This is a genomic window from Rhizobium sp. BG4 (genome assembly GCF_016864575.1).
Taxonomy (GTDB): Bacteria; Pseudomonadota; Alphaproteobacteria; order Rhizobiales; family Rhizobiaceae; genus Rhizobium.
On sequence record NZ_CP044125.1, the window covers coordinates 3778027 to 3802483 of the forward strand.

At 62.9% G+C, this 24457-nt stretch carries 20 protein-coding genes and 1 pseudogene; 11 read left to right on the forward strand and 10 right to left on the reverse strand.

Going from position 1 to position 24457, the window contains the following annotated elements; all coding sequences use genetic code 11:
* Positions 1-48: 48 nt before the first annotated feature.
* The 3 genes from F2982_RS18885 to F2982_RS18895 form a co-directional block, all read right to left on the reverse strand.
* The gene (locus F2982_RS18885) at positions 49-1131 is read right to left on the reverse strand and encodes a TIGR01620 family protein (protein WP_203428759.1); all 1083 of its coding nucleotides are present in this window, start codon (positions 1129-1131) and stop codon (positions 49-51) included.
* Complete coding sequence (locus F2982_RS18890) at positions 1128-2603, reverse strand: YcjX family protein (protein ID WP_203428760.1); 1476 nt, start codon at positions 2601-2603, stop codon at positions 1128-1130. Before F2982_RS18890 ends, F2982_RS18885 begins: the two co-directional genes overlap by 4 nt.
* Positions 2604-2669: 66 nt before the next feature.
* On the reverse strand, positions 2670-3164 hold the full coding sequence (locus F2982_RS18895) for a histidine phosphatase family protein (RefSeq protein WP_130278206.1): 495 nt from the start codon (positions 3162-3164) through the stop codon (positions 2670-2672).
* Between the two features lie 275 nt (positions 3165-3439).
* Between F2982_RS18895 and dksA the strand changes: the two genes are divergently transcribed.
* Positions 3440-3859: an RNA polymerase-binding protein DksA gene (dksA, locus tag F2982_RS18900; protein ID WP_112716531.1), complete on the forward strand. Its 420-nt coding sequence runs from the start codon at positions 3440-3442 to the stop codon at positions 3857-3859.
* Between the two features lie 77 nt (positions 3860-3936).
* Here the strand turns inward: dksA and F2982_RS18905 are convergent, their stop codons facing one another.
* Complete coding sequence (locus tag F2982_RS18905; RefSeq protein ID WP_203428761.1) at positions 3937-5082, reverse strand: flagellar biosynthetic protein FliO; 1146 nt, start codon at positions 5080-5082, stop codon at positions 3937-3939.
* A gap of 277 nt (positions 5083-5359) precedes the next feature.
* Here F2982_RS18905 and F2982_RS18910 point away from each other — a divergent pair, with 277 nt between their 5' ends.
* A complete protein-coding gene (locus F2982_RS18910) occupies positions 5360-7969 on the forward strand; it encodes a PAS domain-containing sensor histidine kinase (RefSeq protein ID WP_203428762.1) in 2610 nt (869 codons plus the stop codon).
* Between the two features lie 39 nt (positions 7970-8008).
* Here F2982_RS18910 and F2982_RS18915 read toward each other — a convergent pair whose 3' ends face one another.
* Positions 8009-8935 carry a pseudouridine-5'-phosphate glycosidase gene (locus F2982_RS18915; protein ID WP_112716525.1) on the reverse strand — a complete coding sequence of 309 codons (927 nt, stop codon included), beginning with the start codon at positions 8933-8935 and terminating at the stop codon, positions 8009-8011.
* Between the two features lie 30 nt (positions 8936-8965).
* A complete protein-coding gene (locus F2982_RS18920; RefSeq protein WP_203428763.1) occupies positions 8966-9910 on the reverse strand; it encodes a carbohydrate kinase family protein in 945 nt (314 codons plus the stop codon).
* A gap of 241 nt (positions 9911-10151) precedes the next feature.
* On the opposite strand from F2982_RS18920, the gene recA reads away from it, so the two are divergent.
* The 3 genes from recA (at position 10152) to F2982_RS18935 (ending at position 14623) form a co-directional block, all read left to right on the forward strand.
* Positions 10152-11240, forward strand: coding sequence for a recombinase RecA (recA, locus tag F2982_RS18925; RefSeq protein ID WP_112716521.1), 1089 nt, complete (start codon positions 10152-10154; stop codon positions 11238-11240).
* A gap of 186 nt (positions 11241-11426) precedes the next feature.
* On the forward strand, positions 11427-14090 hold the full coding sequence (gene alaS / locus F2982_RS18930; RefSeq protein ID WP_203428764.1) for an alanine--tRNA ligase: 2664 nt from the start codon (positions 11427-11429) through the stop codon (positions 14088-14090).
* Positions 14091-14122: 32 nt separating this feature from the next.
* Positions 14123-14623 carry an STM3941 family protein gene (locus F2982_RS18935; RefSeq protein WP_203428765.1) on the forward strand — a complete coding sequence of 167 codons (501 nt, stop codon included), beginning with the start codon at positions 14123-14125 and terminating at the stop codon, positions 14621-14623.
* Positions 14624-14639: 16 nt separating this feature from the next.
* Here F2982_RS18935 and F2982_RS18940 read toward each other — a convergent pair whose 3' ends face one another.
* Positions 14640-15272 (reverse strand): LysE family translocator, encoded by a 633-nt coding sequence (locus F2982_RS18940; RefSeq protein WP_203428766.1) that lies wholly within the window; start codon positions 15270-15272, stop codon positions 14640-14642.
* A 126-nt stretch (positions 15273-15398) separates the two neighbouring features.
* On the opposite strand from F2982_RS18940, the gene F2982_RS18945 reads away from it, so the two are divergent.
* Complete coding sequence (locus F2982_RS18945; protein ID WP_203428767.1) at positions 15399-16250, forward strand: AraC family transcriptional regulator; 852 nt, start codon at positions 15399-15401, stop codon at positions 16248-16250.
* Here F2982_RS18945 and F2982_RS18950 read toward each other — a convergent pair.
* The 3 genes from F2982_RS18950 to F2982_RS18960 form a co-directional block, all read right to left on the reverse strand.
* Positions 16242-16877 (reverse strand): glutathione S-transferase family protein, encoded by a 636-nt coding sequence (locus tag F2982_RS18950; RefSeq protein ID WP_203428768.1) that lies wholly within the window; start codon positions 16875-16877, stop codon positions 16242-16244. The two genes, F2982_RS18945 and F2982_RS18950, sit on opposite strands and share 9 nt — an antisense overlap.
* An 87-nt stretch (positions 16878-16964) precedes the next feature.
* Positions 16965-17408 carry a GNAT family N-acetyltransferase gene (locus tag F2982_RS18955; RefSeq protein ID WP_130278216.1) on the reverse strand — a complete coding sequence of 148 codons (444 nt, stop codon included), beginning with the start codon at positions 17406-17408 and terminating at the stop codon, positions 16965-16967.
* A 75-nt stretch (positions 17409-17483) separates the two neighbouring features.
* The gene (locus F2982_RS18960; RefSeq protein WP_130278217.1) at positions 17484-18698 is read right to left on the reverse strand and encodes an NADP-dependent isocitrate dehydrogenase; all 1215 of its coding nucleotides are present in this window, start codon (positions 18696-18698) and stop codon (positions 17484-17486) included.
* Between the two features lie 191 nt (positions 18699-18889).
* On the opposite strand from F2982_RS18960, the gene F2982_RS18965 reads away from it, so the two are divergent.
* From F2982_RS18965 to F2982_RS18985, 5 genes and pseudogenes are all read left to right on the forward strand, one after another.
* A complete protein-coding gene (locus tag F2982_RS18965; protein WP_112716503.1) occupies positions 18890-19411 on the forward strand; it encodes a hypothetical protein in 522 nt (173 codons plus the stop codon).
* A gap of 87 nt (positions 19412-19498) precedes the next feature.
* Positions 19499-21478, forward strand: coding sequence for an FUSC family protein (locus tag F2982_RS18970; protein WP_203428769.1), 1980 nt, complete (start codon positions 19499-19501; stop codon positions 21476-21478).
* 56 nt (positions 21479-21534) lie between these two features.
* Positions 21535-22365, forward strand: a complete 831-nt coding sequence (locus tag F2982_RS18975) for an RNA methyltransferase (protein ID WP_203428770.1) — start codon at positions 21535-21537, stop codon at positions 22363-22365.
* The gene (murI, locus tag F2982_RS18980; RefSeq protein WP_203428771.1) at positions 22346-23149 is read left to right on the forward strand and encodes a glutamate racemase; all 804 of its coding nucleotides are present in this window, start codon (positions 22346-22348) and stop codon (positions 23147-23149) included. The genes F2982_RS18975 and murI overlap by 20 nt, the downstream gene beginning before the upstream one ends.
* A gap of 98 nt (positions 23150-23247) precedes the next feature.
* Positions 23248-24419, forward strand: a pseudogene (locus F2982_RS18985) (MFS transporter).
* Positions 24420-24457 lie beyond the last annotated feature (38 nt).

The following is a 24457-nucleotide window of genomic DNA, read 5'->3' on the forward strand; positions in this document are numbered from 1 at the left end:
GCCGCTTCCGTTACGTCAGGCTCGCACGCTGAGAAAAACGCCTTGCACCTACTTCTGCTGGTCGCGGCCGGTCATGGACGGCGTGAGATCGCCGATGAAGTCGCCGATTCCCGGGCGTTTGAACGCGCGGAAGGCGAGTGGACGGCAAAGGTCCATCGCAGCGATTCCGATGCGCGCCGTCATCAGGCCGTTGATAACGCCTTCGCCGAGACGGGCCGAGAGTTTCGAGGCGAGGCCGTGGCCGAGCACCTGCTGGACAAGGCTGTCGCCGACGGCGATCGAGCCTGTCACCGCGAGGTGAGCAAGGACGTCGCGCATCAGCCGGATCATGCCGAGCGTGCCGGGACGTCCGCCATAGAGCTCGGCCATGGCGCGGATCAGCCGAGAGGCCTCGTAGAGCACGTAGAGAAGATCGACAATGGCGCGGGGGCTGACGGCTGTGACGATCGAGACGCGCTTCGACGAATTGACGATCAGCGCCCGGGCCTGGCGGTCGAGCGGGCCGAGCAATTCGCGTTCGGCAAGTGCGACGAGATGCGGCGCGTCGATGATGTCGTTTTCGGAGGCTTTCAGCGTGGCGCGGCCCTTGGCGGTCTCGGGCTTGGCCGAGAGCATGGAGGCCAGCCGGTTGACCAGCGTGCGCGCCTTGGCGGGCCTGGTTTCCAGGATTGCGGCTTCGGCCTCCGCCTTGATCGTCTGCACTGCCGTCAGCCGCATCATCCCGGCGGTCTCGCGAATGACGATCCCGACGACAGCGAGGATGCCGACGGCAAGCGCTGTGAGCGCGGCGTAGCCGAGCCAATCGGCGCGGGAGAACAGGTCACGGATCAGGCTGTCGGTCCAGAGGCCGAAGGCGAGCGACAGCAGGATGCCGAAGGCGGCGCCGGCGATCTTGGCGAAGGAGAGGCGGCGCTTGCGCGGCACGGCGACCGGAAGCGGGGCGCTGTCCTTTTCCGGATTGAGGAAGGGATCGTCCTCATCCGGCGTCAGGATGACATCAGCTTCGAATGCCGAGGGTCTGCGGCGCTCCGGCGGCAGCGATGTCTCGACCGGACGCGGATCGTCCTCATAGACGAAGGCGGCGGGGGCGCGGGTCTTGCGGCCGGGATCTTCTGGAGCGGACTTGCTCATGCGAGACGGTCTCCAAACAGGAACTGCATGGCGCGATCGAGCCGGATATGCGGTACCGAGAGCTTGATACCTCCACCGGTCTCCTCGAGCTGCGGCGGGCGGAAGCGCACGACGTTCACGTCAGGCAATTGGATATCGCGGTCTCCCGATTCAATGGCGGCAAACAGGGTTTCGGGGTCGGTGGGAAGGTCGCCCGGGAAGATCGCTGTCTTGCGCAACCCGTCGAAACGCTCGCCGCCGATGGTCTCTCCCTCGATCGGCGTGCCGACGATGACCGGCAGATCGTGGCCGTCGCGCTTGACCGTCGCTTCGCGGGTGGCGCGCACCGAGGCGAGCGCCATGACGTCGATCCCGGCACCGGCCATGCCGATGCGGTGAATGGCGCGCTCGACAAGGCGGCGCGTCAGGGCATCCAGCCGGTCGTGGCTTTCATGATGCAGGTGATCGGCCTTGGTGGCGGCGACGAGCACGCGGTCGATGCGGCGGCCGAGCAGCGAGGAGAGCAGCGAATTGGTGCCGGGACGGAAGCAGGCGAGAACGTCGCTCAGCGCCCGTTCCAGATCCTGGACGGCTTCCGGGCCGCGATTGATCGCCTGCAGCGCGTCGACGAGGACGATCTGGCGGTCGAGGCGGGCGAAATGCTCGCGGAAGAAGGGTTTGACGACCACGGACTTATAGGCCTCGTAGCGGCGCTCCATCATTGCCCAGAGAGAGCCTTTTTCCGGCTTGCCATCGGCAGGCAGGTGCAGGGGTGCGAAGGTGAGGGCGGGTGAACCGTCGAGATCGCCGGGCAGCAGGAAACGGCCGGGTGGCAGGGTCGAGAGCGACCGCTCGTCGGCCTTGCAGGCCTTCAGGTAGGCGGCGAAGGAGGAGGCGAGGTCGCGCGCCGTCATCTCGTTGGCTGCGGCGTGAATATCGGTCTGATCGGTCAGTTCCAGCCAGGTGCGGGAGAGCTCGGCGCGGATGCCGGTGCGGGCCAATGCCAGCGTATCCTCGCTGAAGGCACGAAAGTCCTTGGCGAGCAGCGGCAGGTCGAGCAGCCATTCGCCGGGGTAATCGACGATATCGATCGACAGGCGGCCCGGCGAGAACATCCGGCTCCAGCCGCTGGCGCTCTGGTAGTCGATGGTGACGCGCAATTCGGAGATGGCGCGGGTCGAATCCGGCCAGACGCGGTCCTTCACCAGTGCCCGAATGTGATCCTCGTATTGAAAACGCGGTACACCGTCGTCGGGCTGTTCCTCGAGACGGACAGCCGAGACGCGGCCGGATTGCACCGGCTCGAACAGCGGGAGGCGGCCGCCATGCAGCAGATTGTGAACCAGCGAGGAAATGAAGACGGTCTTGCCGGAACGGGAAAGGCCCGTCACGCCGAGGCGGATCGTCGGGTGAACCAGACCGCTGGCGCGGTCGGTCAGATTGTCGAAGGCGATGCGGGCATCGTCGGCGAGGGATGTCAGGCTTGGCGGCAAGGCGGGTTCCCTGATGTCATTGCTCACCCATATAGGATGGCTTGGCCGCCGGAAAAAGGATGTACGTCAGGCGACGAGAAACTCGCGCAGTTTCCAGGCCGCCGCGGCGGCATCGAAATCGAGGACGGCAAGACCGCCGGCGGGAAAGCCGTTCGGCAGCGTACGTAGCAGGGCATCGTGGCCGATCAGCGTTTCGAGCGTCTGCTCGATCGTCGGATTATGGCCGACCAGCATGACGGCGGTTGCCGTCTGCGTGCGCAGGATTTCGAGATAGACGTCAGGCGTCGTGTTGTAGAGCTCGTCGACATAGCGCAGGTCGACCGAGAGGCCCATGGCGCGATGGACGGCATCGGCCGTCTCGCGGCAGCGCCGCGCGGTCGAACTCAGGATGATGTCCGGCCGGTAACCCTTGTCGGCCGCATGGTCGGCGACGATCTCGGCATCGCCATATCCCTTCTCACTCAGATCGCGGTCGAAATCGCCCTGACCGGGCTGCGGCCAGACGGCTTCAGCGTGCCGAAGCAGGTAGATTCGTGAAGGCGAAGGCAAGGTTGCGGCCATAGAAAAATCCACGTGCGAAGGAGCCTTTTCAGTAGCTGCCGGGTATTGCCGGCGTCAACCGGTGACGTGCCGGAGCGGTGCAAAAGCGCTGCACCAACACGGCTTGTTGAAGGCGGGGTGAAAAGGCGGAATCGGAATAATGATGAGAAAATAGACTGTTAGCTCAAAAATGTGACAGATTTAAAAATCTGTTTACATGTCGTATTTGGCTTGAATCGATATTAGCGCATGGGATATACACCCCGCCACATGAGATGTTCTTCAGGAGAATCGCGTTGAGTGAGAAGATCGATCTTAGCAATTACGTTCCCTCGGAAGACGAGGAGTTCATGAACGTAAACCAGCGAGCATATTTCCGGGCAAAGCTGGTCGCATGGAAAAACGACATCCTTAGAGAAGCGCGCGAGACCCTAGATCATCTCGCTGAAGAAAGCGCCAACCATCCCGACCTCGCGGACCGGGCATCTTCCGAAACAGACCGGGCCATCGAACTTCGCGCCCGCGACCGTCAGAGAAAACTGATCTCCAAGATCGACGCCGCGCTGCAGCGTATCGATGACGGCACCTACGGTTACTGCGAAGAAACCGGCGAGCCGATCGGCCTCAAGCGTCTCGACGCCCGCCCGATCGCCACGCTGTCGATCGAGGCACAGGAGCGCCACGAGCGCCGCGAAAAAGTCTACCGCGACGAATAAGCGCCTCACGGCAGAGCAAAAAATAAAGGCACCGCTTGCCGGCGGTGCCTTTTTCGTTTCGGGCCCATGTTTCAGAGCTATTTGTCGCGATTGACGCTCATTTCGCCGAAGATACGGGCCACTTCCTTCTGCAGTTCGGCATCGGCGCCCGTGACCGGCGCCATCTCCGGGTCGCGGCGCGGCAGGTTGGCCGGCTGCGGCGGGATAACGGGACGGACCGGCATACTCTGCGCCGGCAGGATCGTCGGCACCGGCTGAACGACGCGTTCGGCGGTGAAGTTGGTGTTCATTTCCTCTTCGAGGATCCGCTGGAAATCACCCTTCGGCTGCTGCGGCGGCGCGCCGGCATCGGCGGTCACGACGGGCGTCCCCTCGGAAACGGTCGGCAGGCTCTGGGCGGCCGGTGTCGAAACCTGCGGCTCGATGCGGACCTGCTGCGGCAGCACACGGGCGCGGGCGGCGTCGAGAATATCGGCGGCATTGCTCGCGGTTTCCGGGGCGTGCGTGATCTCGGCGCGTTCGGCCGGGCGGATCGAAATCGGCGGCTGGACGCGGGTTTCAGGGGCCGGAATGACCGGCGGCACGATAATTGCCGGGGCCGGGGCGGGCTCGGCTGCGGGAGCAGGCGCTGCTACAGGAGCGACGGCAACCGGTGCGATCGGCTGCGGGCGGCGCGGCTCGATCACCGGTGCGGGTGCCGGAACGTAAGGCTCGGGTTCAGCCTCTTCCTCTTCGAAGATTGCTACCGGCTCGGGCTTCTGTTCCGCTTTCGGCTCGATTTTCGGTTCCGGACGCGGCTCAGGCCTGGGGTCGGGAACGGCGCGCAGCTGCGGGCGCTCGGCAACCGGCTGCGGCCGGAACTCGGCAATGGGAGCGGCCGGTGCTGCCGGGGCAGCAGGGCGCGGCGCGGCAACAGGCTTCGGCTCTTCGGCGCTTTCCGGCAGGATCCGGCTTTCGATGACGACGTCGCTCGGGCCGCCGATCATGATCAGGTGCTCGACATTGTCGCGGCGCACCAGCACCAGGCGACGGCGGGCATCGACGGCGGCGGCGTCCAGCACCTGCAGACGCGGCTGGCGGTTCTTGCCGCCGCGCACGAAAGGCGACGGTGCGCGGGTGCGCATCAGCCAGAGGACGCCGACCAGCACGAGGAGAGCAAGGCCAACGCCGCCGGCAGCATAGAGGAAACGGCTGCCATAGTCGGTCATTACGCTGTCTAACATGATCTCTTACTCCTCTTTACGCAGGCCGCATCATGAAGGCTTTTCAGCTCCTTAGGCAATAGGGCGCGTGCTTGTCCAGTCACGCCCCTGCGAGAAGATTGCAACAAAGGCCCGATGGCATGCGAAACTGGCGCTGTTCCTTGTGAATTCAAGCGCTCTTGCGGCGCGGCACTGTTTTTGCAAGGCCTGCAAATTGCTAAGAAGGAACGAACGCCTGATTCCTGCTTTGTCTTCCGGATACAAAGCGAAATGCCGGATCGGCGCATGCGAGGACTAGATGACGACACCGCGTCAGGCCGACGACTACAATGCCCCGATCGTGGATCGCGGAGGACGTTCAGGTACGGCCATTCGCATCATCCTGCTGGCGCTGGTGCTGATTGCCGCCGCGGCCGCCTTTGTGGTGTTCAAGAATTCGCTCGATAACGAGATGGTGCTCGGTGTTCTCGGCGTTCTCGCCATGGTCGGCATCTTCTTCCTGGTCTCCTCGGTCATCGGCTTCATCGAAGTCATGCCGCAGCGCCAGTCCGACAGTCTCGCCCGCTCGTTCCTCAACAGCCACCCCGACGGTTCGCTGATCACCGACGACAAGGGCCGGATCATCTATGCCAATGGCGCCTATGGAAAGCTGACGGGCGCCCGCAAGGCGACCGGGGTGCAGACGCTGGAGGCGCTGCTGTCGCGCCATCGCGAATCCAACGAGGCGCTGTACCGTCTTTCCAACGGTTTGCGCGAAGGACGCGAGGGCCAGGAAGAGTTCCGCCTGCTGCGCGCACTCGGACCGTCGCCGAATGGCTCCGGCGCCCATTGGTACCGGCTGAAGGCCCGCACGCTGAAGACCGAGGAAAGCGGCAGCAAGCCGCTGCATATCTGGCAGATCAGCGACATTACCTCCGAGCGCGACGACCAGGAGCGCTTCTTCAAGGAATTGCAGAACGCCATCGATTATCTCGATCATGCGCCTGCCGGCTTCTTCTCGGCGGGCCGCAAGGGCGAGATCTTCTATCTCAATGCGACGCTTGCCGAGTGGCTGGGCCTCGACCTCACCAAGTTCATTCCGGGTTCGATGACGATCGGCGATCTGGTGGCGGGCGAGGGCCTGGCGCTGATCCAGTCGGTGCAGGCCGAGCCGGGCCTGAAGAAGACCGATACGCTCGATCTCGACCTTAAGAAATCCAACGGCCAGAGCCTGCCGGTGCAGATCGTTCATAGCGTCACGTCTATGCGCGATGGCGCGCCGGGCGAGAGCCGGACGATCGTGCTGCGCCGCCAAGCGGGAACGGAAAGCGAGCAATCGGCATCTGCCGCGGCGATGCGCTTCACCCGCTTCTTCAACAATACGCCGATGGCGATCGCCTCGGTCGATGGCACCGGCCGCATTCTGCGCACCAATGCGCCGTTCCTGAAGCTGTTCTCCGGCATCGTCTCGCGCGACGACGTCGATAACGGCGCGCTGCTTGAGACCATCGTCCAGGAAAGCGATCGCGAACGCCTGCAGTCCGCGCTCGCTGCGGCGAAGGACCGGCAGGGCGATATCCCGCCGATCGATTCCCGCACACCCAACGACGAGGCGCGCCATTTCCGCTTCTACGTCAACGCCGTCATCGACCAAAGCGACGAGGCGCCGGAAGAGGCGGCGATCGTCTATGCCGTCGAGGTGACCGAGCAGAAGGCGCTCGAGGCGCAGATGGCGCAGACGCAGAAGATGAATGCTGTCGGCACGCTGGCCGGCGGTATCGCCCACGACTTCAACAACGTGCTGACGGCGATCCTGCTCTCGTCCGACCATCTGTTGCTGCAGGCGCGCTCTTCGGATGCGAGCTTTGCGGATTTGATGGAAATCAAGCGCAACGCCAACCGCGCTGCCGTGCTGGTGCGCCAGTTGCTCGCTTTCTCACGCAAGCAGACGATGCGCCCGAGCGTCTTGAACCTCACCGATGTCGTCGGCGACCTGCGCATGCTGGTCGACCGGCTGCTGTCTGGTACGCATGTGAAGCTCGACGTCGAATATGGCCGCGATCTCTGGCCGGTGAAAACCGACCTGTCGCAATTCGAGCAGGTGCTGATCAATCTCTGCGTCAATGCCCGCGATGCCATGCCCGAGGGTGGCAAGCTGACGGTGCGTACGCGCAATGTGACGGCCCAGGAAGTCGCGGCCTTCAATTATTCCTATATGCCGGCCGAGGACATGGTACTGGTCGAGGTTGCCGATACCGGCACCGGGATCGCGCCCGAGATCATGGACAAGATCTTCGAGCCGTTCTTCACCACCAAGGAAGTCGGCAAGGGCACCGGTCTTGGCCTTGCCATGGTCTATGGCATCGTCAAGCAGTCGGGCGGCTATATCCAGCCGGAATCCGAAGTCGGCAAGGGAACGACGTTCCGGGTATTCCTGCCGCGCCATATCGTCGAGCCGGCGATTGCAGCGGAAGCCGAAGCTGTCGAGGCGGGCGAAACCAGCAATGTCGTGCCGATGCCGGTTGCGGCTCAGCCGGAGCAGCCGGAGGATCTGACCGGCAGTGCCGTGATCCTGCTCGTCGAGGACGAAGAAGCGGTGCGGCGCGGCGGCAAGCGAATGCTGGAGACGCGCGGCTATACCGTGCACGAGGCCGGATCCGGCATCGAAGCGCTCGATATCCTGGACGAGCTGGAAGGCAAGGTCGATATCGTCGTCTCCGACGTGGTCATGCCGGAAATGGATGGACCGAGCCTGCTGCGCGAGCTGCGCAAGAAATATCCGGATATGAAGTTCATCTTCGTGTCGGGCTATGCCGAGGATGCCTTCGCCCGCAACTTGCCGGAGGGCTCGAAGTTCGGCTTCCTGCCGAAACCGTTCTCGCTGAAGCAGCTGGCCGTCGTCGTCAAGGAAACGCTCGACCAGAACTGAACGGGAGGCGCTGCCGCCTCCCGCAAGACTTTTTTCTGATCAGGCTTCCAGCGCCACGGCGATCTCTGCCGCGAGACGCGCATTGTTTTCCACCAGCGCGATATTGGTCTTCAGGCTCTGGCCATCGGTCAGGTCGAAGATCGTGCTGAGCAGGTAGGGCGTGACGGCCTTGCCGGTGATCTCGTCACGCTCGGCGCTGTCGAGGGCGCGCTCGATATAGATTTCCATCTCCTCGCGCGGGATTTCGTCGGCTTCCGGAACCGGATTGGCGATCAGCATGCCGCCGTCGATGCCGAGCTGCTCGCGGGTCGCCTGGAAATTGGCGATTGCGGCCGGGCTGTTCAGCGTCAGCGGGCTCTTCAGGCCCGATGCACGCGACCAGAAAGCCGGGAATTCTTCGCTCTCGTAGGTGACAACAGGGACGCCCGAGGTTTCCAGCACTTCCAACGTCTTCGGAATATCGAGGATCGCCTTGGCGCCGGCGCAGACGACGATGACGCCGGTGCGCGCGAGTTCCTGCAGGTCGGCCGAGATATCGAAGCTTTCCTCAGCGCCGCGATGCACGCCGCCGATGCCGCCGGTTGCGAAGACCTTGATGCCGGCACGCGCCGCGGCAATCATCGTTGCGGCAACGGTCGTCGCACCGGTGCGGCGCTCGGCGATCGAGAAGGCGAGGTCGGCACGCGACACCTTCATCACGTCCTTTTCCTTGGCGAGCCTTTCGAGCTCCTCCGGCTCCAGGCCGATATGCAGCACACCGTGCATGACCGCGATCGTGGCAGGGATAGCGCCCTGTTCGCGGATGATCGCCTCGACGCTGCGGGCCATCTCGATATTGCCGGGGTAGGGCATGCCATGGGTGATGATGGTCGATTCCAGCGCTACCAGCGGGGCGCCGCGCTGCCTGGCGGCGGCAACTTCCTTCGAATAGGCAATCGGCAGCTGAGGGGAGATCGGTTTCGTCATTGTCTTTTCCAGTTCATCGATAAGCGCGCTTCAATGCAGAATTCTGGCGGCTGGAACAAGTGCCAGCGTGTCGCGGAGCAGTTCCGGCGTCAGATTTTCACTGACAGCAAGCGGTGACTGCACGGTGACAGCGGCGGCGGCGGCACCATGGCGCACGGCCTCTTCCAGCGGCAATCCCTGCATGATGGCGGAAAGCACGCCGGCTGCAAGGGAGTCTCCCGCACCGGTGACATCGGCCACCATTTTGATCGACGGCGGCTGCAGGGCAATCGCGCCGCCGCTTGCAAAGGCGATCAGCTCGCGCTGACCGCGGGTGACGATGCCGCCCTTCAGGCCGATGTCACCGAGCAGGGATGCCCATTCGGCGGCATTCTCCGGCCGCTGTCCGGCAAGCGCCGCAGCTTCCGCCTCGTTGAGGAACAGATAATCGATACCTCCGGCCGATGGCTTCAGCTTGACGACCTTGGCCGGTGAGATGGCGATCGCGGCAACTGGCTTGCCGAGGCTGTTGGCGCGGGCGACGATCGCGGTGATCGTGTCCTCCGGCAGGTTGGCATCGAAGAGGATCATATCCGTCGCCGCAAATGCATCGCGCACCCAGCGGATCGCCAGGCGGCGGGGAACGAAGAGGCGGTAGAGATCCATGTCGGCGAGTGCAATGACGAGATTGCCGTCGCGCTCGAGGATCGCGGTATAGCTCGGCGTCTTGCGGTCGAGGAACACGAAGGGGCGGTCGTTGATCCCGGCGGCATAGGCCGCCTCGGTGACCATCTCGCCGGTGGGGTCACCGCCGCGCGGCGAGATCATCGTGACGTCGAAGCCGAGGCGGGCGAGGTTGCGAGCGGCATTGAAGCCGCCGCCGCCGGCTTCCTCGAACCAGCTGCCGGGATTGCTGGAACCCGGCGCGGTGTCGCCGGAAATGCGGCCGCGGCGATCGACATGGGCGCCGCCGAGAACGAGAATCTTGCGCTTCACCGTACCGCTCCAGCCGCTCTTGTTTTAGCGAATCGTGCCTGCGGGAAATTCTCCGGCTGCCGATGCCTGGGCGCTCTAAGCCCTTGCTTCACATCGATAAAACAAAAGTAGAACACGTACTGATTTACCTTTTTCTTTCAACTGCTTGAACGCCTCTTGCGAAATGAGAACAAATCACGTACAAAATCGGCATCGGCGGCGACATTGCTAGAGCGGCTTCAATAACCTAAAGGTGGATCGAATGTCACAGAATACATTGCGGCTTGTAGAGGACAAATCGGTGGACAAAAGCAAGGCACTTGAAGCGGCACTCTCTCAGATCGAGCGGTCGTTCGGCAAGGGCTCGATCATGAAACTCGGCGCGAAGGACAGCGTCATCGAGGTCGAAACCGTATCGACGGGTTCTCTCAGCCTCGATATCGCGCTCGGCATCGGCGGTCTCCCGAAGGGTCGTATCATCGAAATTTATGGACCGGAAAGCTCCGGTAAGACGACGCTGGCGCTGCAGACGATCGCGGAAGCCCAGAAGAAGGGCGGCATCTGCGCCTTCGTCGACGCCGAACACGCGCTGGATCCGGTCTATGCACGCAAGCTCGGCGTCGATCTGCAGAACCTCTTGATCTCGCAGCCCGATACCGGTGAGCAGGCGCTCGAAATCACCGACACGCTGGTTCGCTCCGGCGCCGTCGACGTTCTCGTCGTCGACTCGGTCGCAGCGCTGACGCCGCGTGCCGAAATCGAAGGCGAAATGGGCGACAGCCTGCCGGGTCTCCAGGCCCGCCTGATGAGTCAGGCGCTGCGCAAGCTGACGGCCTCGATCTCGAAGTCGAACTGCATGGTGATCTTCATCAACCAGATCCGCATGAAGATCGGCGTCATGTTCGGTTCGCCTGAGACGACGACGGGCGGTAACGCGCTGAAGTTCTACGCCTCGGTTCGCCTCGACATCCGCCGTATCGGCGCGGTCAAGGAGCGCGAAGAGGTGATCGGCAACCAGACCCGCGTCAAGGTCGTCAAGAACAAGATGGCGCCTCCCTTCAAGCAGGTCGAATTCGACATCATGTATGGCGAAGGCGTTTCCAAGACCGGCGAGCTCGTCGATCTCGGCGTCAAGGCCGGCATCGTCGAGAAGTCGGGCGCCTGGTTCTCCTATAACAGCCAACGCCTCGGCCAGGGGCGTGAAAACGCCAAAATCTTCCTGCGCGACAATCCGGATGTTGCCCGCGAGATCGAAACGTCGCTGCGCCAGAATGCCGGCCTGATCGCCGACCGCATTCTGCAGAACGGCGGACCCGATGCCAACGACAGTGACGGTGACGGCGAGCCCTGATCCTTTCCTGACAATTTGAGTGCCAGCCGGCCGCATTCGAGACCCGAATGCGGCCGGTTTCGTTTGTGGATGCCTGTGTGCTCTAAGCTGTCTGACGTTTGCCTGCTGGACAGTGGTTAATGCGGGCGATAAAAGCCACTGGATTTAAAGTTTTGACCTGCCTTGGGCAGCATTGAAGGGCATAGCATGAGCGGTGTGAATGATATCCGGTCGACCTTCCTCGACTATTTCAAGACCAACGGCCACGAAGTCGTGCCGTCCAGCCCGCTCGTGCCGCGCAACGACCCGACGCTGATGTTCACCAATGCCGGTATGGTGCAATTCAAGAACGTCTTTACCGGTCTTGAAAAGCGTCCCTATTCGACGGCGGCGACGGCGCAGAAATGCGTGCGCGCCGGCGGCAAGCACAACGACCTCGACAATGTCGGCTATACCGCCCGCCATCACACCTTTTTCGAGATGCTCGGCAACTTCTCCTTCGGTGATTATTTCAAGGAGCGGGCGATCGAGCTTGCCTGGAACCTGATCACCAAGGAATTCGGCATCGATGCCAAGCGCCTGCTGGTGACCGTCTATCACACCGACGACGAGGCTTTCGGCCTGTGGAAGAAGGTCGCCGGTCTTTCTGACGACCGGATCATCCGCATTCCGACCAGCGACAATTTCTGGGCGATGGGCGATACCGGCCCGTGCGGTCCGTGCTCGGAGATTTTCTACGACCACGGCGATCATATCTGGGGCGGCCCTCCTGGCTCGCCGGAAGAAGATGGCGACCGGTTCATCGAGATCTGGAACCTCGTCTTCATGCAGTACGAGCAGATCACCAAGGAAGAGCGCGTCGACCTGCCGCGTCCGTCGATCGACACAGGCATGGGCCTTGAGCGTGTTGCGGCGCTGCTGCAGGGCAAGCACGACAATTACGACATCGACCTGTTCCGGGCGCTGATCGAAGCCTCGGAAGAGGCAACCGGCGTCAAGGCCGAAGGTGAGCAGCGCGCCAGCCACCGTGTCATCGCCGACCATCTGCGCTCTTCTGCCTTCCTGATTGCCGACGGCGTATTGCCGTCCGCCGAAGGTCGCGGCTATGTGCTTCGACGCATCATGCGCCGCGCTATGCGCCATGCTGAATTGCTCGGCGCCCGTGAGCCGCTGATGTGGAAGCTGCTGCCGGCGCTGATCCAGCAGATGGGCCGGGCCTATCCGGAGCTGGTGCGCGCCGAAGCGCTGATCACCGAGACTCTGAAGCTTGAGGAAACCAAGTTCCGCACCACCCTGAAGCGCGGCCTGTCGCTGCTTTCGGATGCGACAACGACGCTCGGCAAGGGTGACATGCTCGACGGCGAGACCGCCTTCAAGCTTTACGACACCTACGGCTTCCCGCTCGACCTGACGCAGGATGCGTTGCGCGCCCGCGAAATCAGCGTCGATCTCAGCGGCTTCACCGATGCCATGGAGCGCCAGAAGGCCGAGGCGCGTTCGCATTGGGCCGGCTCCGGCGATAAGGCGACGGAGACCATCTGGTTCGAGCTGCGCGAAAAGCATGGCGCAAGCGAGTTTCTCGGCTATGCCACGGAGACGGCAGAAGGCGTCGTCCAGGCGATCGTCAAGGACGGTGCTGCCGTTGCTCAGGCTGCCAGCGGCGACAAGGTTCAGGTCGTCGTCAACCAGACGCCGTTCTATGGCGAATCCGGCGGCCAGGTCGGCGATGCCGGCGTCATTTCGTCCGATCATGCCAAGATCGAAGTCACCGATACGCAGAAGCGCGGCGAGGGTCTGTTCGTGCATATCGGCACGGTCGTCGAAGGCACGATCAAGGCCGGCGATGCCGTCGCCTTGACGGTCGATCATGCCCGTCGCTCGCAGATCCGCGCCAACCATTCGGCAACGCATCTGTTGCATGAGGCGCTGCGCGAGGTGTTGGGTACCCACGTAGCCCAGAAGGGTTCGCTGGTCACGCCCGACCGCCTGCGCTTCGACGTGTCGCATCCGAAGCCGATGTCAGCGGACGAGCTCAAGGTGGTCGAGGATATGGCCAACGAGATCATTCTGCAGAATTCACCGGTCACGACGCGTCTGATGAGCGTCGACGATGCCCGTGCCGAGGGCGCTATGGCGCTGTTCGGCGAGAAGTACGGCGAGGAAGTGCGTGTCGTGGCCATGGGCCAAGGCCTGCATGGCGCCAAGACCGGCAAGCCTTATTCAATCGAGCTCTGCGGCGGCACGCATGTGTCTGCGACCGGTGATATCGGGCTGGTGCGCATTCTCGGCGACAGTGCCGTCAGCTCGGGCGTGCGCCGTCTCGAGGCGGTTACCGGTGAAGCGGCTCGTATCTATCTCGCTGAGCAGGACGACCGCGTGAAGACGCTGGCGTCTGCCCTCAAGGTGCAGGCCGGCGATGTGGTTTCGCGCGTCGAAGCGCTGATGGACGAGCGCCGCAAGCTGGAGCGCGAATTGGCCGATGCCAAGCGTAAGCTGGCGATGGGCGGCGGCCAGGGCGGTTCCGCCGATGAGGCGGCTCGCGAGATCGCAGGCGTCAAGTTCCTCGGCAAGACCATTACCGGGGTCGATCCCAAGGATCTGAAGGGCATTGCCGACGACGGCAAGGCGAGCCTCGGTTCCGGCGTCGTGACGCTGATCGGCGTCTCCGAAGACGGCAAGGCGAGCGCCGTTGTTGCCGTTACCGAAGATCTGGTCGGCCGCTTCAGCGCCGTCGATCTCGTGCGCATCGCCTCTGCCGCGCTCGGCGGCAAGGGCGGCGGCGGCCGTCCCGACATGGCGCAGGCCGGCGGTCCGGATGGATCGAAGGCCGATGAGGCGATCGAGGCTGTTGCCGCGGCACTTGCCGGCTGATCGATAAAGGCCCGGAGGGCAGGAGGTTCTTGATGAAGGTCCACCGCTCTCCGGCCAAGATGATCGGTCTCGCCTTTCTCTCGCTGCTCATGACAGCGCTCGCGCTTTTTGTCGGGTTCACCGGCTATCAAAAGGAAGGCGCGGGCGGTTTTCCTGTTTTCATCGGTATTATCGGTGGGCTTTTCTTCCTGCTCGCCTTCATCGCCATCGCATGGAAGGCCTTCGACCGGCGGCCCGTTCTGGATTTTTCCGACGAGGGCCTGCTGGCAACGGAAGTTGCACCGGAACGCATTGCCTGGCGCGATCTACTGGCGGTGCGCGTCTTCCAGCTTCACAAGCAGCGTTTCATCGAACTTCAGGTGACGCCGCAGGCGTCCGCCGCTTTGACGCTTTCGCGCATGGTGCGGCTGAACAATCGCGCGCTTGGAAAATCCAACGACTATCTGACGCTCTCGACAAGCGGCCTTGACCGTTCCGTCGAGGAGATCTTTTCGCTGATCCAGCAGCGGGCGGAGGCGGCGCGCCAGAGCTGAGCGCGCCGCAATCGGCTCAGTTCCTCGACTGCAGAGCAAGCCGGCAGGCGAGCCCGGTGAAGACCGCCGCCAGCGCATATTGCGGCAGCCGTGGAAGCCGGCGCATCGCCCTGAGGCGATTGCGTATCTGGCTGCCAAGCAGGATCACCGCACCATTCACCGCGAAACCAATGATGTTGAGGATGCTTGCCAGTACGAGCATCTGGCTTGCCATCGAACCGGCATTCGGCTGGATGAACTGCGGAAAGAGGGCGAGTACGAAGAGCGCCATCTTCGGATTGAGCAGGTTTGTCGCCAGGCCCGTCATGAAGATGCGGATGCCTGATATCCTTTGGATCGTTGACGTGGGCTCGAAGGCGGTCGCCTGCGAGCGGATCGTCTTGTAGGCGAGGTAGAGAAGGTAGGCGCAGCCGGCCCAGCGGACGGCCTCATAGGCGGCGGGGACGGTGACGAAGAGCTGCGACAGGCCGAAGGCGGCGGCGAGTGCGTGGCAATAGGTGCCGGCGGCAATTCCGCCGTAGGTGAGAAAGCCTGCGGCGCGGCCCTGGCTGATGCTGCGCGAGGCGATCAGCAGCATGTCGGGTCCGGGCGTCGCCGTCAGCACCAGGGCTGCGGCGGCAAAGAGCATGAGTGTTGAAAAATCCGGCATTATGAAATCCTCTTGGGTTCGAGCCGGAATTCCGGTCTATCAAGATTCGCGGGCCGCGCAAGTCCGCAGGATTTGTCAAATCGGGCTGTGCTTTCCTGCAGCCGATCGATTTGCATGAGGTTTGACATGAACGGGCAAACGGCTTGGTTTCTCTATGAAAACCGCCTCCAGCGGGTTTCGGCCTATATCTACGACCACCTCGACGAGGAGCTGGATATGGCGCGGCTGGCCGAGATTGCCTGCATGTCGAGCTATCACTGGCACAGGATCTATCGCGCGGTTCATGGCGAGACGCTGGCGGCCACCGTCAAGCGGCTGCGGCTGCATCGCGCGGCGGGCGATATCGTCCGCACCGATCTTGATATCAGCGAGATTGCGAAACGATCGGGCTATCCCAATCTCCAGTCTTTCAACCGGATCTTCAAAGCCGTCTATGGCATGCCGCCGGCACGCTACCGGAAAGAGGGAAGCCACACAGTCTTCCAACCTCCGCTGCCAGGAAAGGCAACAGCCATGTTTGACGTGACCTTGAAGACCATCCAGCCGATCGACCTGATCGGCGTGCCGCATCGCGGCTCCTACATGCAGATCGGCAAGGCATTCGAGACGCTGTTCGGAACGCTGCATGCCCGCGGGCTGGCGAAACCCGACATGCGGATGATTGGCGTCTACTTCGATGATCCCGATATCGTTCCGGCCGACGAGCTGCGTTCGATCGCCTGCGTTGCCGGCGGCGCGGATATCGCAGCCGATCCGCCGTTCGAGCGCCGGCGGATCGATGGCGGCGAATATGCGGTTCTGCGCCACAAGGGACCCTATGCCGATATGCACAAGGCTTATCAGTGGCTTTATGGCGAGTGGCTGCCGGTTTCCGGCCGGCAGCTGCGCGATGCGTTGATGTTCGAGGACTATCTCAACAATCCCCGCGATACGCCGCCGACCGGATTGCTGACGGATATCTATATGCCGCTAGTATGAGGCGGCCTGCGGCATGCCCTTCAACGCCTCGTCGTCGATTGCGGCGGCGCGTTTGTAGGCCTCGCGGCTGGTGACGCGGCCGAGATAATCGGCAAAGGCCGGCCGCTTTTCGATGGAGCCGAAATTCAAGCCCCAGCTGACATGCGAGCCGACATAGACATCGGCGGCCGTGAAGCGGTCGCCGGCGATATAGGGCGTCTCGGTCACGGCCTTCTCAAGCGTGTCCATGACATCGCCGAAGCTGCCATATCCGACGCTGCGGGCCTTGTCGGCGGGGGTGACGACGCCGAGCATGCGGATGGTAACGACCGATTCCAGCGGGCCTGCGGCAAAGAACATCCAGCGATAATAGGGGCCGCGCTCTTGCGGGCGCGGCGCCAGTTCATTCCCAGGGAAGGTATCGGCGAGGTAAGCGCAGATCGCGGCGCATTCGGTGACGACAGTGCCGTTGTGGCGGATCGCCGGGACCTTGCCCATCGGGTTGACCGAGAGATAGTCCTCGCCCTTCATCGTACCGCCGAAGGTCAGGATCTCGGTGCGGTAGGGAACACCTGTTTCCTCCAGCATCCAGCGGGCAATGCGCCCGCGCGACATCGGGTTCGTGTAGAATACCAGCTCTTCGGTCATGACCTCTCCTTCTCCATTGTTCGTATCTGGCGCAGGCCAGCGATGCGGCAATGTCTAGAGGAGGCTGCTGCCAGATTCTGTCAGCAGTCAGAGCTGCTTGCGGTATTGGATGAAGCCGGAGCGTTCGGCGATCTGGTCGTAGAGGCGGCGTGCCCGCTCGTTGGTCTCGTGCGTCATCCAGTAGAGCCGGCCGGCGCCATGCTCGCGCGCCAGATCGGCGACGCGCTCGATCAAGGCTGCGCCGGTGCCAAGCCCGCGCTGGTCCGCCTCGACATAGAGATCCTGCAGGTAGCAAGTCCATTTCGGCAGCCATGTCGAGCGATGGAAGATCGCGTGGACGATACCCTTCAACGTGCCGTCATCGTCGAAGGCGCCGAAGGCATGCATCGGCTCGTTTGCGGCGTGGAAGCGCGCCCAGGTCAGGTCGGTGGTCTCAGGCGGAATGACGACTTCGTAGAAACTCTGATAGCCCTTCCACAGCGGCTCCCATGCAGCGCGGTCGGAAGGCGTGAGCAGGCGGATCGTCGTCATGTTCTGTTCCCTTGTTGATGAAATGAAAACGGCGGGAAGATCCCGCCGTTCTGCTGTTTGCTATTGCTGGCCGCCTCAGGCGCCCATGGCCTTCTGCAGGTTCTCGTCGATCTTGTCGAGGAAGGCAGTGGTGGAGAGCCAGGGCTGATCCGGGCCGATGAGCAGCGCCAGGTCCTTGGTCATGAAGCCGGCTTCGACGGTGTCGACGCAGACCTTTTCCAGCGTCGAGGCGAACTTTGCGAGTTCGGCATTGTCGTCCAGCTTGGCGCGGTGTGCGAGGCCGCGGGTCCAGGCGAAGATCGAGGCGATCGAGTTCGTCGAGGTTTCCTGACCCTTCTGGTGCTGGCGGTAGTGGCGGGTAACCGTGCCGTGAGCGGCTTCGGCTTCGACCGTCTTGCCATCCGGCGTGAGCAGAACCGAGGTCATCAGGCCGAGCGAACCGAAGCCCTGGGCAACCGTGTCGGACTGGACGTCGCCGTCGTAGTTCTTGCAGGCCCAGACGTAGCCGCCGGACCACTTCAGAGCCGAAGCGACCATGTCGTCGATCAGGCGGTGTTCGTAGGTGATGCCGAGTTCCTTGAACTGATCCTGGAATTCAGCTTCGTAGACTTCCTGGAAGATGTCCTTGAAGCGGCCGTCATAGGCCTTCAGGATGGTGTTCTTGGTCGACAGGTAGACCGGCCACTTGCGCATCAGGCCGTACATCATCGAGGCGCGGGCGAATTCGCGGATCGACTCGTCGAGGTTGTACATCGCCATGGCAACGCCGGAACCGGGGGCGTCGAAGACGTCCTTCTCGATGACAGTGCCGTCTTCGCCGACGAACTTGATGGTCAGCTTGCCCTTGCCCGGGAATTTGAAGTCGGTGGCGCGGTACTGGTCGCCGAAAGCGTGACGGCCGACGACGATCGGCTTGGTCCAGCCCGGAACGAGGCGCGGAACGTTTTGGCAGATGATCGGCTCGCGGAAGATGACGCCGCCGAGGATGTTGCGGATCGTGCCGTTCGGGCTCTTCCACATCTGCTTGAGGTTGAATTCCTTGACGCGGTCTTCGTCCGGCGTGATCGTCGCGCACTTGATGCCGACGCCGTGCTTCTTGATGGCGTTGGCGGCGTCAACGGTGACCTGATCGTTGGTGGCGTCGCGGTTTTCGACCGAGAGGTCAAAATAGTCGATTTCGAGGTCGAGATACGGATGGATCAGCTTGTCCTTGATAAGCTGCCAGATGATGCGCGTCATTTCATCGCCGTCGAGATCGGCGACGGGGTTAGCGACCTTGATCTTTTTCATGTATCTGCCTCGTAAGCTTGATGGGGACTGGGTCCCGTGGCGGGTGATTTCTAAAATCCCGAGGGCTATAGCATTGTGTGCCCGGAACGCAAAGCCGCAAGCGCCCCCGAAAGCGGATTTTGGGGGCCATTGCCAAGCGCGCGAATTCGGCTAGTGTCCGCGGCAATTGCTTCGTTAACGGACATTTAATCATGAAGACGATTGCCTTGCTGATCGCCGGTTTGGCCGGCCTGCCGACGCTCGCAACTGCCGCCGATATTCCGGCGCCGGTTCAGGAAATCATGGACGCGACGGTCAACAACTGGTCGGGCGACGACATCGAGTGGGTCGACATTTTCGATGCGGCAAAACTCGACAAGCTCTACAGCAAGGATTTCGCCGCCAAGTATCGTGAAGCGGCCAAACATCCGGCCGTCGACGACGGCATTTCGCCCTTCGATTACGATGTGATCATCAATGGCCAGGATGCTTGCCCGCTCGAGGATCTGAAGCTGACGCCGCAGAAGACGGCCGAGGGAGAGGACGAGGTCGTCGTCTCGTTCCGGAAGATGGGCTGCGCCGATGGCGACGAGGCGAAGGCGGTCTCGACCGTGCGTTTCGAGATGGTGACCGAGGACGGCAAGCCTGTCGTCGACGACATCATGCTGCAGGATGACGAAACCAAGGAGACGAGCTCACTGAAATCGACGATGGACGAGATCGCCAAACAGTAGGCGCCGTCAGCCGTTTGATTTTGGCCTTTGCGGCGGTATCTCCGGGTAGCGCATCTTTCGAGATTCCGGTGCGTGAGGGCTTATCTGTTGTTTTCGGGTTTCGATCTTCGCGACTGGCTGCTTGCCAACGATCCGGCGCTGTCGCGCTTGCGGATCGCATCGCGCGTGACGCTGACGATCGTCATCTCCTTCGCCATCCTGTTTGCCATCCACCTCTTCGCCGTGCCGCTGCCGACGGCGTCTTACGGTCTCGGTATCCTGCTCTCGATAGAGGGCGGGGTTGCCGTGCGCGACAAGGGCAATGCGCAGCAGCTGGTCACCCGGCTGCTTGGCTGTGTCGCCAGTCTGGTGGTTGTCGGGGTCGCGGCGGCGCTGGAGGGCCACCGGGTCCTCTCGGACCTTGCCTTTCTCGTGGTGATCTTCCTGGCGGCGTCCGCCCGCGTTTTCGGGGCGCGCGGCTTTGCGATCGGCATGTTCGCCTTCACCTCCTATTTCATGGGTGCCTATTTTCAGCCTGATATTGCGGAACTGCCGCTGGTCGCGGTCGGTCCCGTCGTTGCGGCGCTGACGGGGCATGTCATGCGCGTCATGGTCATGCCCGAGGATTGGCGCCGCGACCTTCTGCGATCGCTGGAGAGCGTGCAGGGCAGGGTGAACCAGATCCTGTTCAAGCTCGCCGCCCTCGCATCCGAAGGGAAAGTCGCCGAGCATGATCGCCGGGAACTGCGGGTGCTCGAGGAGCGGCTGAAGGAAGTCGTGCTGATGGCCGAAAGCTTCATTCCGCGCCCGGCCGGCGGCGTGTTCGACAAGGGCGGCGACCCGGCGGCGGAACTGGCGATCCGGCTTTTCGATCTTCACCTTGCCGCCGAAAGCGCCATCGTGCTCAGCCTGCAGAGTGTTCCGGATTTCGCTCTCGTCCATGCCATTATCGAGGGCCGGCACAGGGGGCTCGACGAGGACAGGGACGCATCGCCCGATGCTGCAGCGGAGACGCGCCGGGCGCTCTTCTGGCTCGGCGAAACGAAATGTCACCTGGGAGAGACAATAGCCGAGGCGCGGCTGACCGATTTTGCCGGGATACTGCCCGCGGAGGACCAGGCTACCGCCACCGGGATCGACTTCTCGCTCAACAACCCGCAGATCAGGTCGACGCTGCAGATCACGCTCGCGGCGGCGCTGGCGATGAGCTTCGGTCTGCTCCTGTCGCGCGAGCGGTGGTTCTGGGCCGTGCTGGCCTCGTTCCTGGTGTTCACCAATACCAATTCGCGCGGCGACACCGCGATGAAGGCGTTGCAGCGATCGCTCGGCACGCTGTTCGGCATTGCGATCGGTCTCGGCCTTGCGACGCTGATTGGCAGCGAGGATGCGGTCGGTATCCCAGTCGCCATCGTCTGTATCTTCCTCGCCTTCTACTTCCTGCAGATTTCCTATGCGACGATGACCTTCTTCATCTCGATCGTGCTCTGCCTTGTCTACGGGATGACCGGAGCGCTGACCGTCGATCTGTTAGCGCTGCGCTTCGAGGAGACGCTGATCGGCGCGATTGCCGGGACGGCGGTTGCCTTTCTCGTCTTCCCGGCGCGCACCCGCGGCGCGCTCGATGCGGCCCTCCGGAAATGGTTCGATGCACTCGACGCGCTGCTTGCCGCCACCATAGATGGGAAGCCGCGCTATGAGCTGATCGGTCTGTCGCAGACGCTCGATGCGGCCTATCGGGATGTGACGGTTGCGGCGCGGCCACTTGGCTCCACCTGGTCTGTCGTGACGCGGCCGGGGCCTATCCGCCAGACGCTGGCGATCTTCCTGTCGGGGACCTACTGGGCGCGGATCGTCGCGAGTTCGCTTGGTGGCAATATGGGCGCTGAGGACCACGAACAGATCGTTGCTGCGCTGAGACAGGCGCGGGCGCGGATCGCCGAGATCGCGCCGCGTGCGTCCGAGTGCTTCTTCATCGAGCGGCAGTCGCCGTCATCCGCGGCACGCAATCTGCCGATCTCGGCTCAGGGTTCGCGGCTGGGCGTCGAGATGATCGGCGGCGTGCTCGATCGGCTCTATCCGGCGGCATAAGCCTTGCCGTTTGCCGCCAGCGGGGCTATTCCGGCTCGAAAGCAAGGACGGCGTATATGGCAGGCACAAACAGCGAGCGGCAACTTCTGACCGAGGGACCGGCGATCATTCTGGTCGAACCGCAGATGGGCGAGAATATCGGCATGGTGGCGCGCGCCATGGCGAATTTCGGCCTTTCGGAGCTCCGGCTCGTCAATCCGCGCGACGGCTGGCCGAACGAGCGGGCGCAGGCGACGGCGTCCAAGGCCGATCACGTCATCGAGGCGACCAAGGTCTACGACACGCTGGAAGAGGCTATTGCCGACCTCAATTTCGTCTATGCGACGACGGCGCGCGAACGCGATGGCTTCAAGCCGGTACGCTCTCCCGTCGTCGCGGCGGAGACGTTGCGGACGAAATTTCGGGCAGGCGAGGGCACCGGCATCCTCTTCGGCCGCGAGCGCTGGGGTCTCACCAACGAGGAAGTGGCGCTGGCCGACGAGATCGTCACCTTCCCTGTCAATCCCGCCTTTGCCTCGCTGAACATCGCCCAGGCGGTGCTGCTGATGTCCTATGAGTGGATGAAGTCGGGTATGGAGGATCTCTCCGACGTGCCGTTCCAGGCGATGGAGCAGACGCAATCGACCAAGGAGCAGCTGTTCGGTTTCTTCGACCAGCTCGAGGAGGCGCTGGAAGCGCGCAATTATTTCCATCCGCCCGCGAAAAAGCCCAAAATGGTGGACAACCTCAGGGCCGTCCTCTCCCGCCGCGCCTTCACGGAACAGGAAATCAGTGTGCTGCGCGGCGTAATCTCCTCCCTCGACCGTTTCTCGCGGCAATATCCGCGCGGAAGCCGGTCTCCCGCAGTTGCCAAGGAACAGCCGAAAGATGACGTCAGCGGCGAATGAGCTGAAACCGGTCCTGGTCTTCGATTCCGGTATCGGAGGGCTGACCGTGCTGCGCGAGGCGCGCGTGCTGATGCCGGAGCGCGGCTTCATCTATGTCGCCGACGATGCCGGATTTCCCTATGGCGGTTGGGAAGAGCAGGCTCTGAAGGAGCGCGTCATCGCGCTCTTCGGCAGACTGCTGCACGACTATGACCCCGAAGTCTGCATCATCGCCTGCAACACGGCCTTCACGCTTGTCGGCGCCGATCTCAGGGCGGCCTTTCCGCAGATGACCTTTGTCGGCACGGTGCCGGCGATCAAGCCTGCGGCCGAGCGGACCCGCTCGGGGCTCGTTTCGGTTTTGGCGACGCCCGGGACCGTCAAACGCGCCTATACGCGTGATCTCATCCAGTCCTTCGCGCAGCAATGCCACGTTCGTCTCGTCGGTTCGGAGAACCTTGCGCGGATGGCGGAGGCCTATATTCGCGGCGAGACGGTTTCGGATGAGGCCGTGACGGCGGAGATCGAGCAGTGCTTCGTCGAGAAGGATGGGCACAAGACCGATATCGTCGTGCTCGCCTGCACGCATTATCCGTTCATGGCCAATCTTTTCCGCAGGCTCGCACCTTGGCCGGTCGACTGGCTCGATCCGGCCGAGGCGATTGCTCGGCGCGCCCGCAGCCTGGTGCCGCAGGTGGCCGGCGCCGTTCATCCTGACAATTTCGACTTTGCCGTCTTCACGTCGGGCAATCCCGATTTCGCGACGGCGCGGCTGATGCAGGGTTTCGGCCTCAGCACGCGATAGGTGATCCGCGCTTTCCTTAGGCGCGGCAATGACGCAGATTTGTCGATGGGGAATCAGAAGCGGCGCCCACCGCCTCTGAGAATGAAGGGATGCGCGCCGTGCCGCTTCAAAGACTTGTCATGCTGATTTTCTTCCTGCAGCCGATCGCCTTCGGGCATGGCTGCCGCGCATCCCGGATGTGCAGGCGAAGCTGAACCTCGGCACCGCGGATCTCGCGATCGCGCTTCTAGGCCTGCCGATCGGTACGCTGCTGACCTTGTCTTTCGCCGGCCGCGTCGTCTCACGCATCGGGGGACGGGCGGCGATCATCTATGGCTTCGTCTTCTTCCTCGCCGTCGTCTCGCTGCCCGCCTTCGCGCCGACCGTGACGCTTCTGTTCTTCTCGCTGATGATCCTTGGCGTGGCGCTCTCGACCGTCGAACTCGGCATGAATGTCGAGGCTGACCTGACCGAGAAAGTGACGGGGCTGATCATCATGAGCCGCTCGCACGGCTTCTGGAGCCTCGGCATCATGTTCGGCAGCCTGCTCGGCGCCGGTGCGATTGCCATCGGCGTGCCGCCGCATTGGTCGATCCTCGCCATTGCTGTCGTCGTGCTGCCGATTGCGCTCTTCGTCAGCACCCGGCTGCCGAAACTGCCGGAAAGTCACCATGCGGAGACCGCCGCGACTTACCGCTTCAAGCTGCCCGGTCTGGCGCTTATCGGCATCTGCGCCTTCGTCTTCGGTGTGACGATGACCGAGGGCGCGATTGCCGACTGGTCGGCGGTTTATCTCCGTGATGTCTTCGGCTCCGAGGGCGCGCAGATGGGTCTCGGCTATTCCGTCTTCGCCTTCATGGTGGCGGCGGGCCGCTTCAGTGGCGATTACATGAAGGGCCGGTTCGGGCCTGTGGCGATCGCGCGCGGATGCGGCATTGCCTCGCTTGCCGGGATGCTGATCATCCTGGTGGCGCCGGCGCCGGCTTTTGCGCTCCTCGGCTTCGCGGCGATCGGCGTCGGCGTCTCCGTCGGTTTTCCGCTCGCTGTGACGGCGGCTGCGGCGCTGACCGACCGCCCGGCGGCTGCGAGCCTGGCGATCCTATCCTTCGTTGCGCTGCTCGGCTTTCTCGTCGGGCCGCCGATCATCGGTTTCATCGGTGAATATTGGGGCTTGCGGATCGGTTTTGCGGTGTTGATGGTGCCGCTGTTCGTCAGCCTGATCTTCACGCATATGCTCACACCGCGCGCGACCGAGAATGGCGGCCGGCTGGTCGAGCGCGAGGCCGTCTGAACGCTCGCGTCTTTCTGTGGGTTTTTGCGGCAAACGGG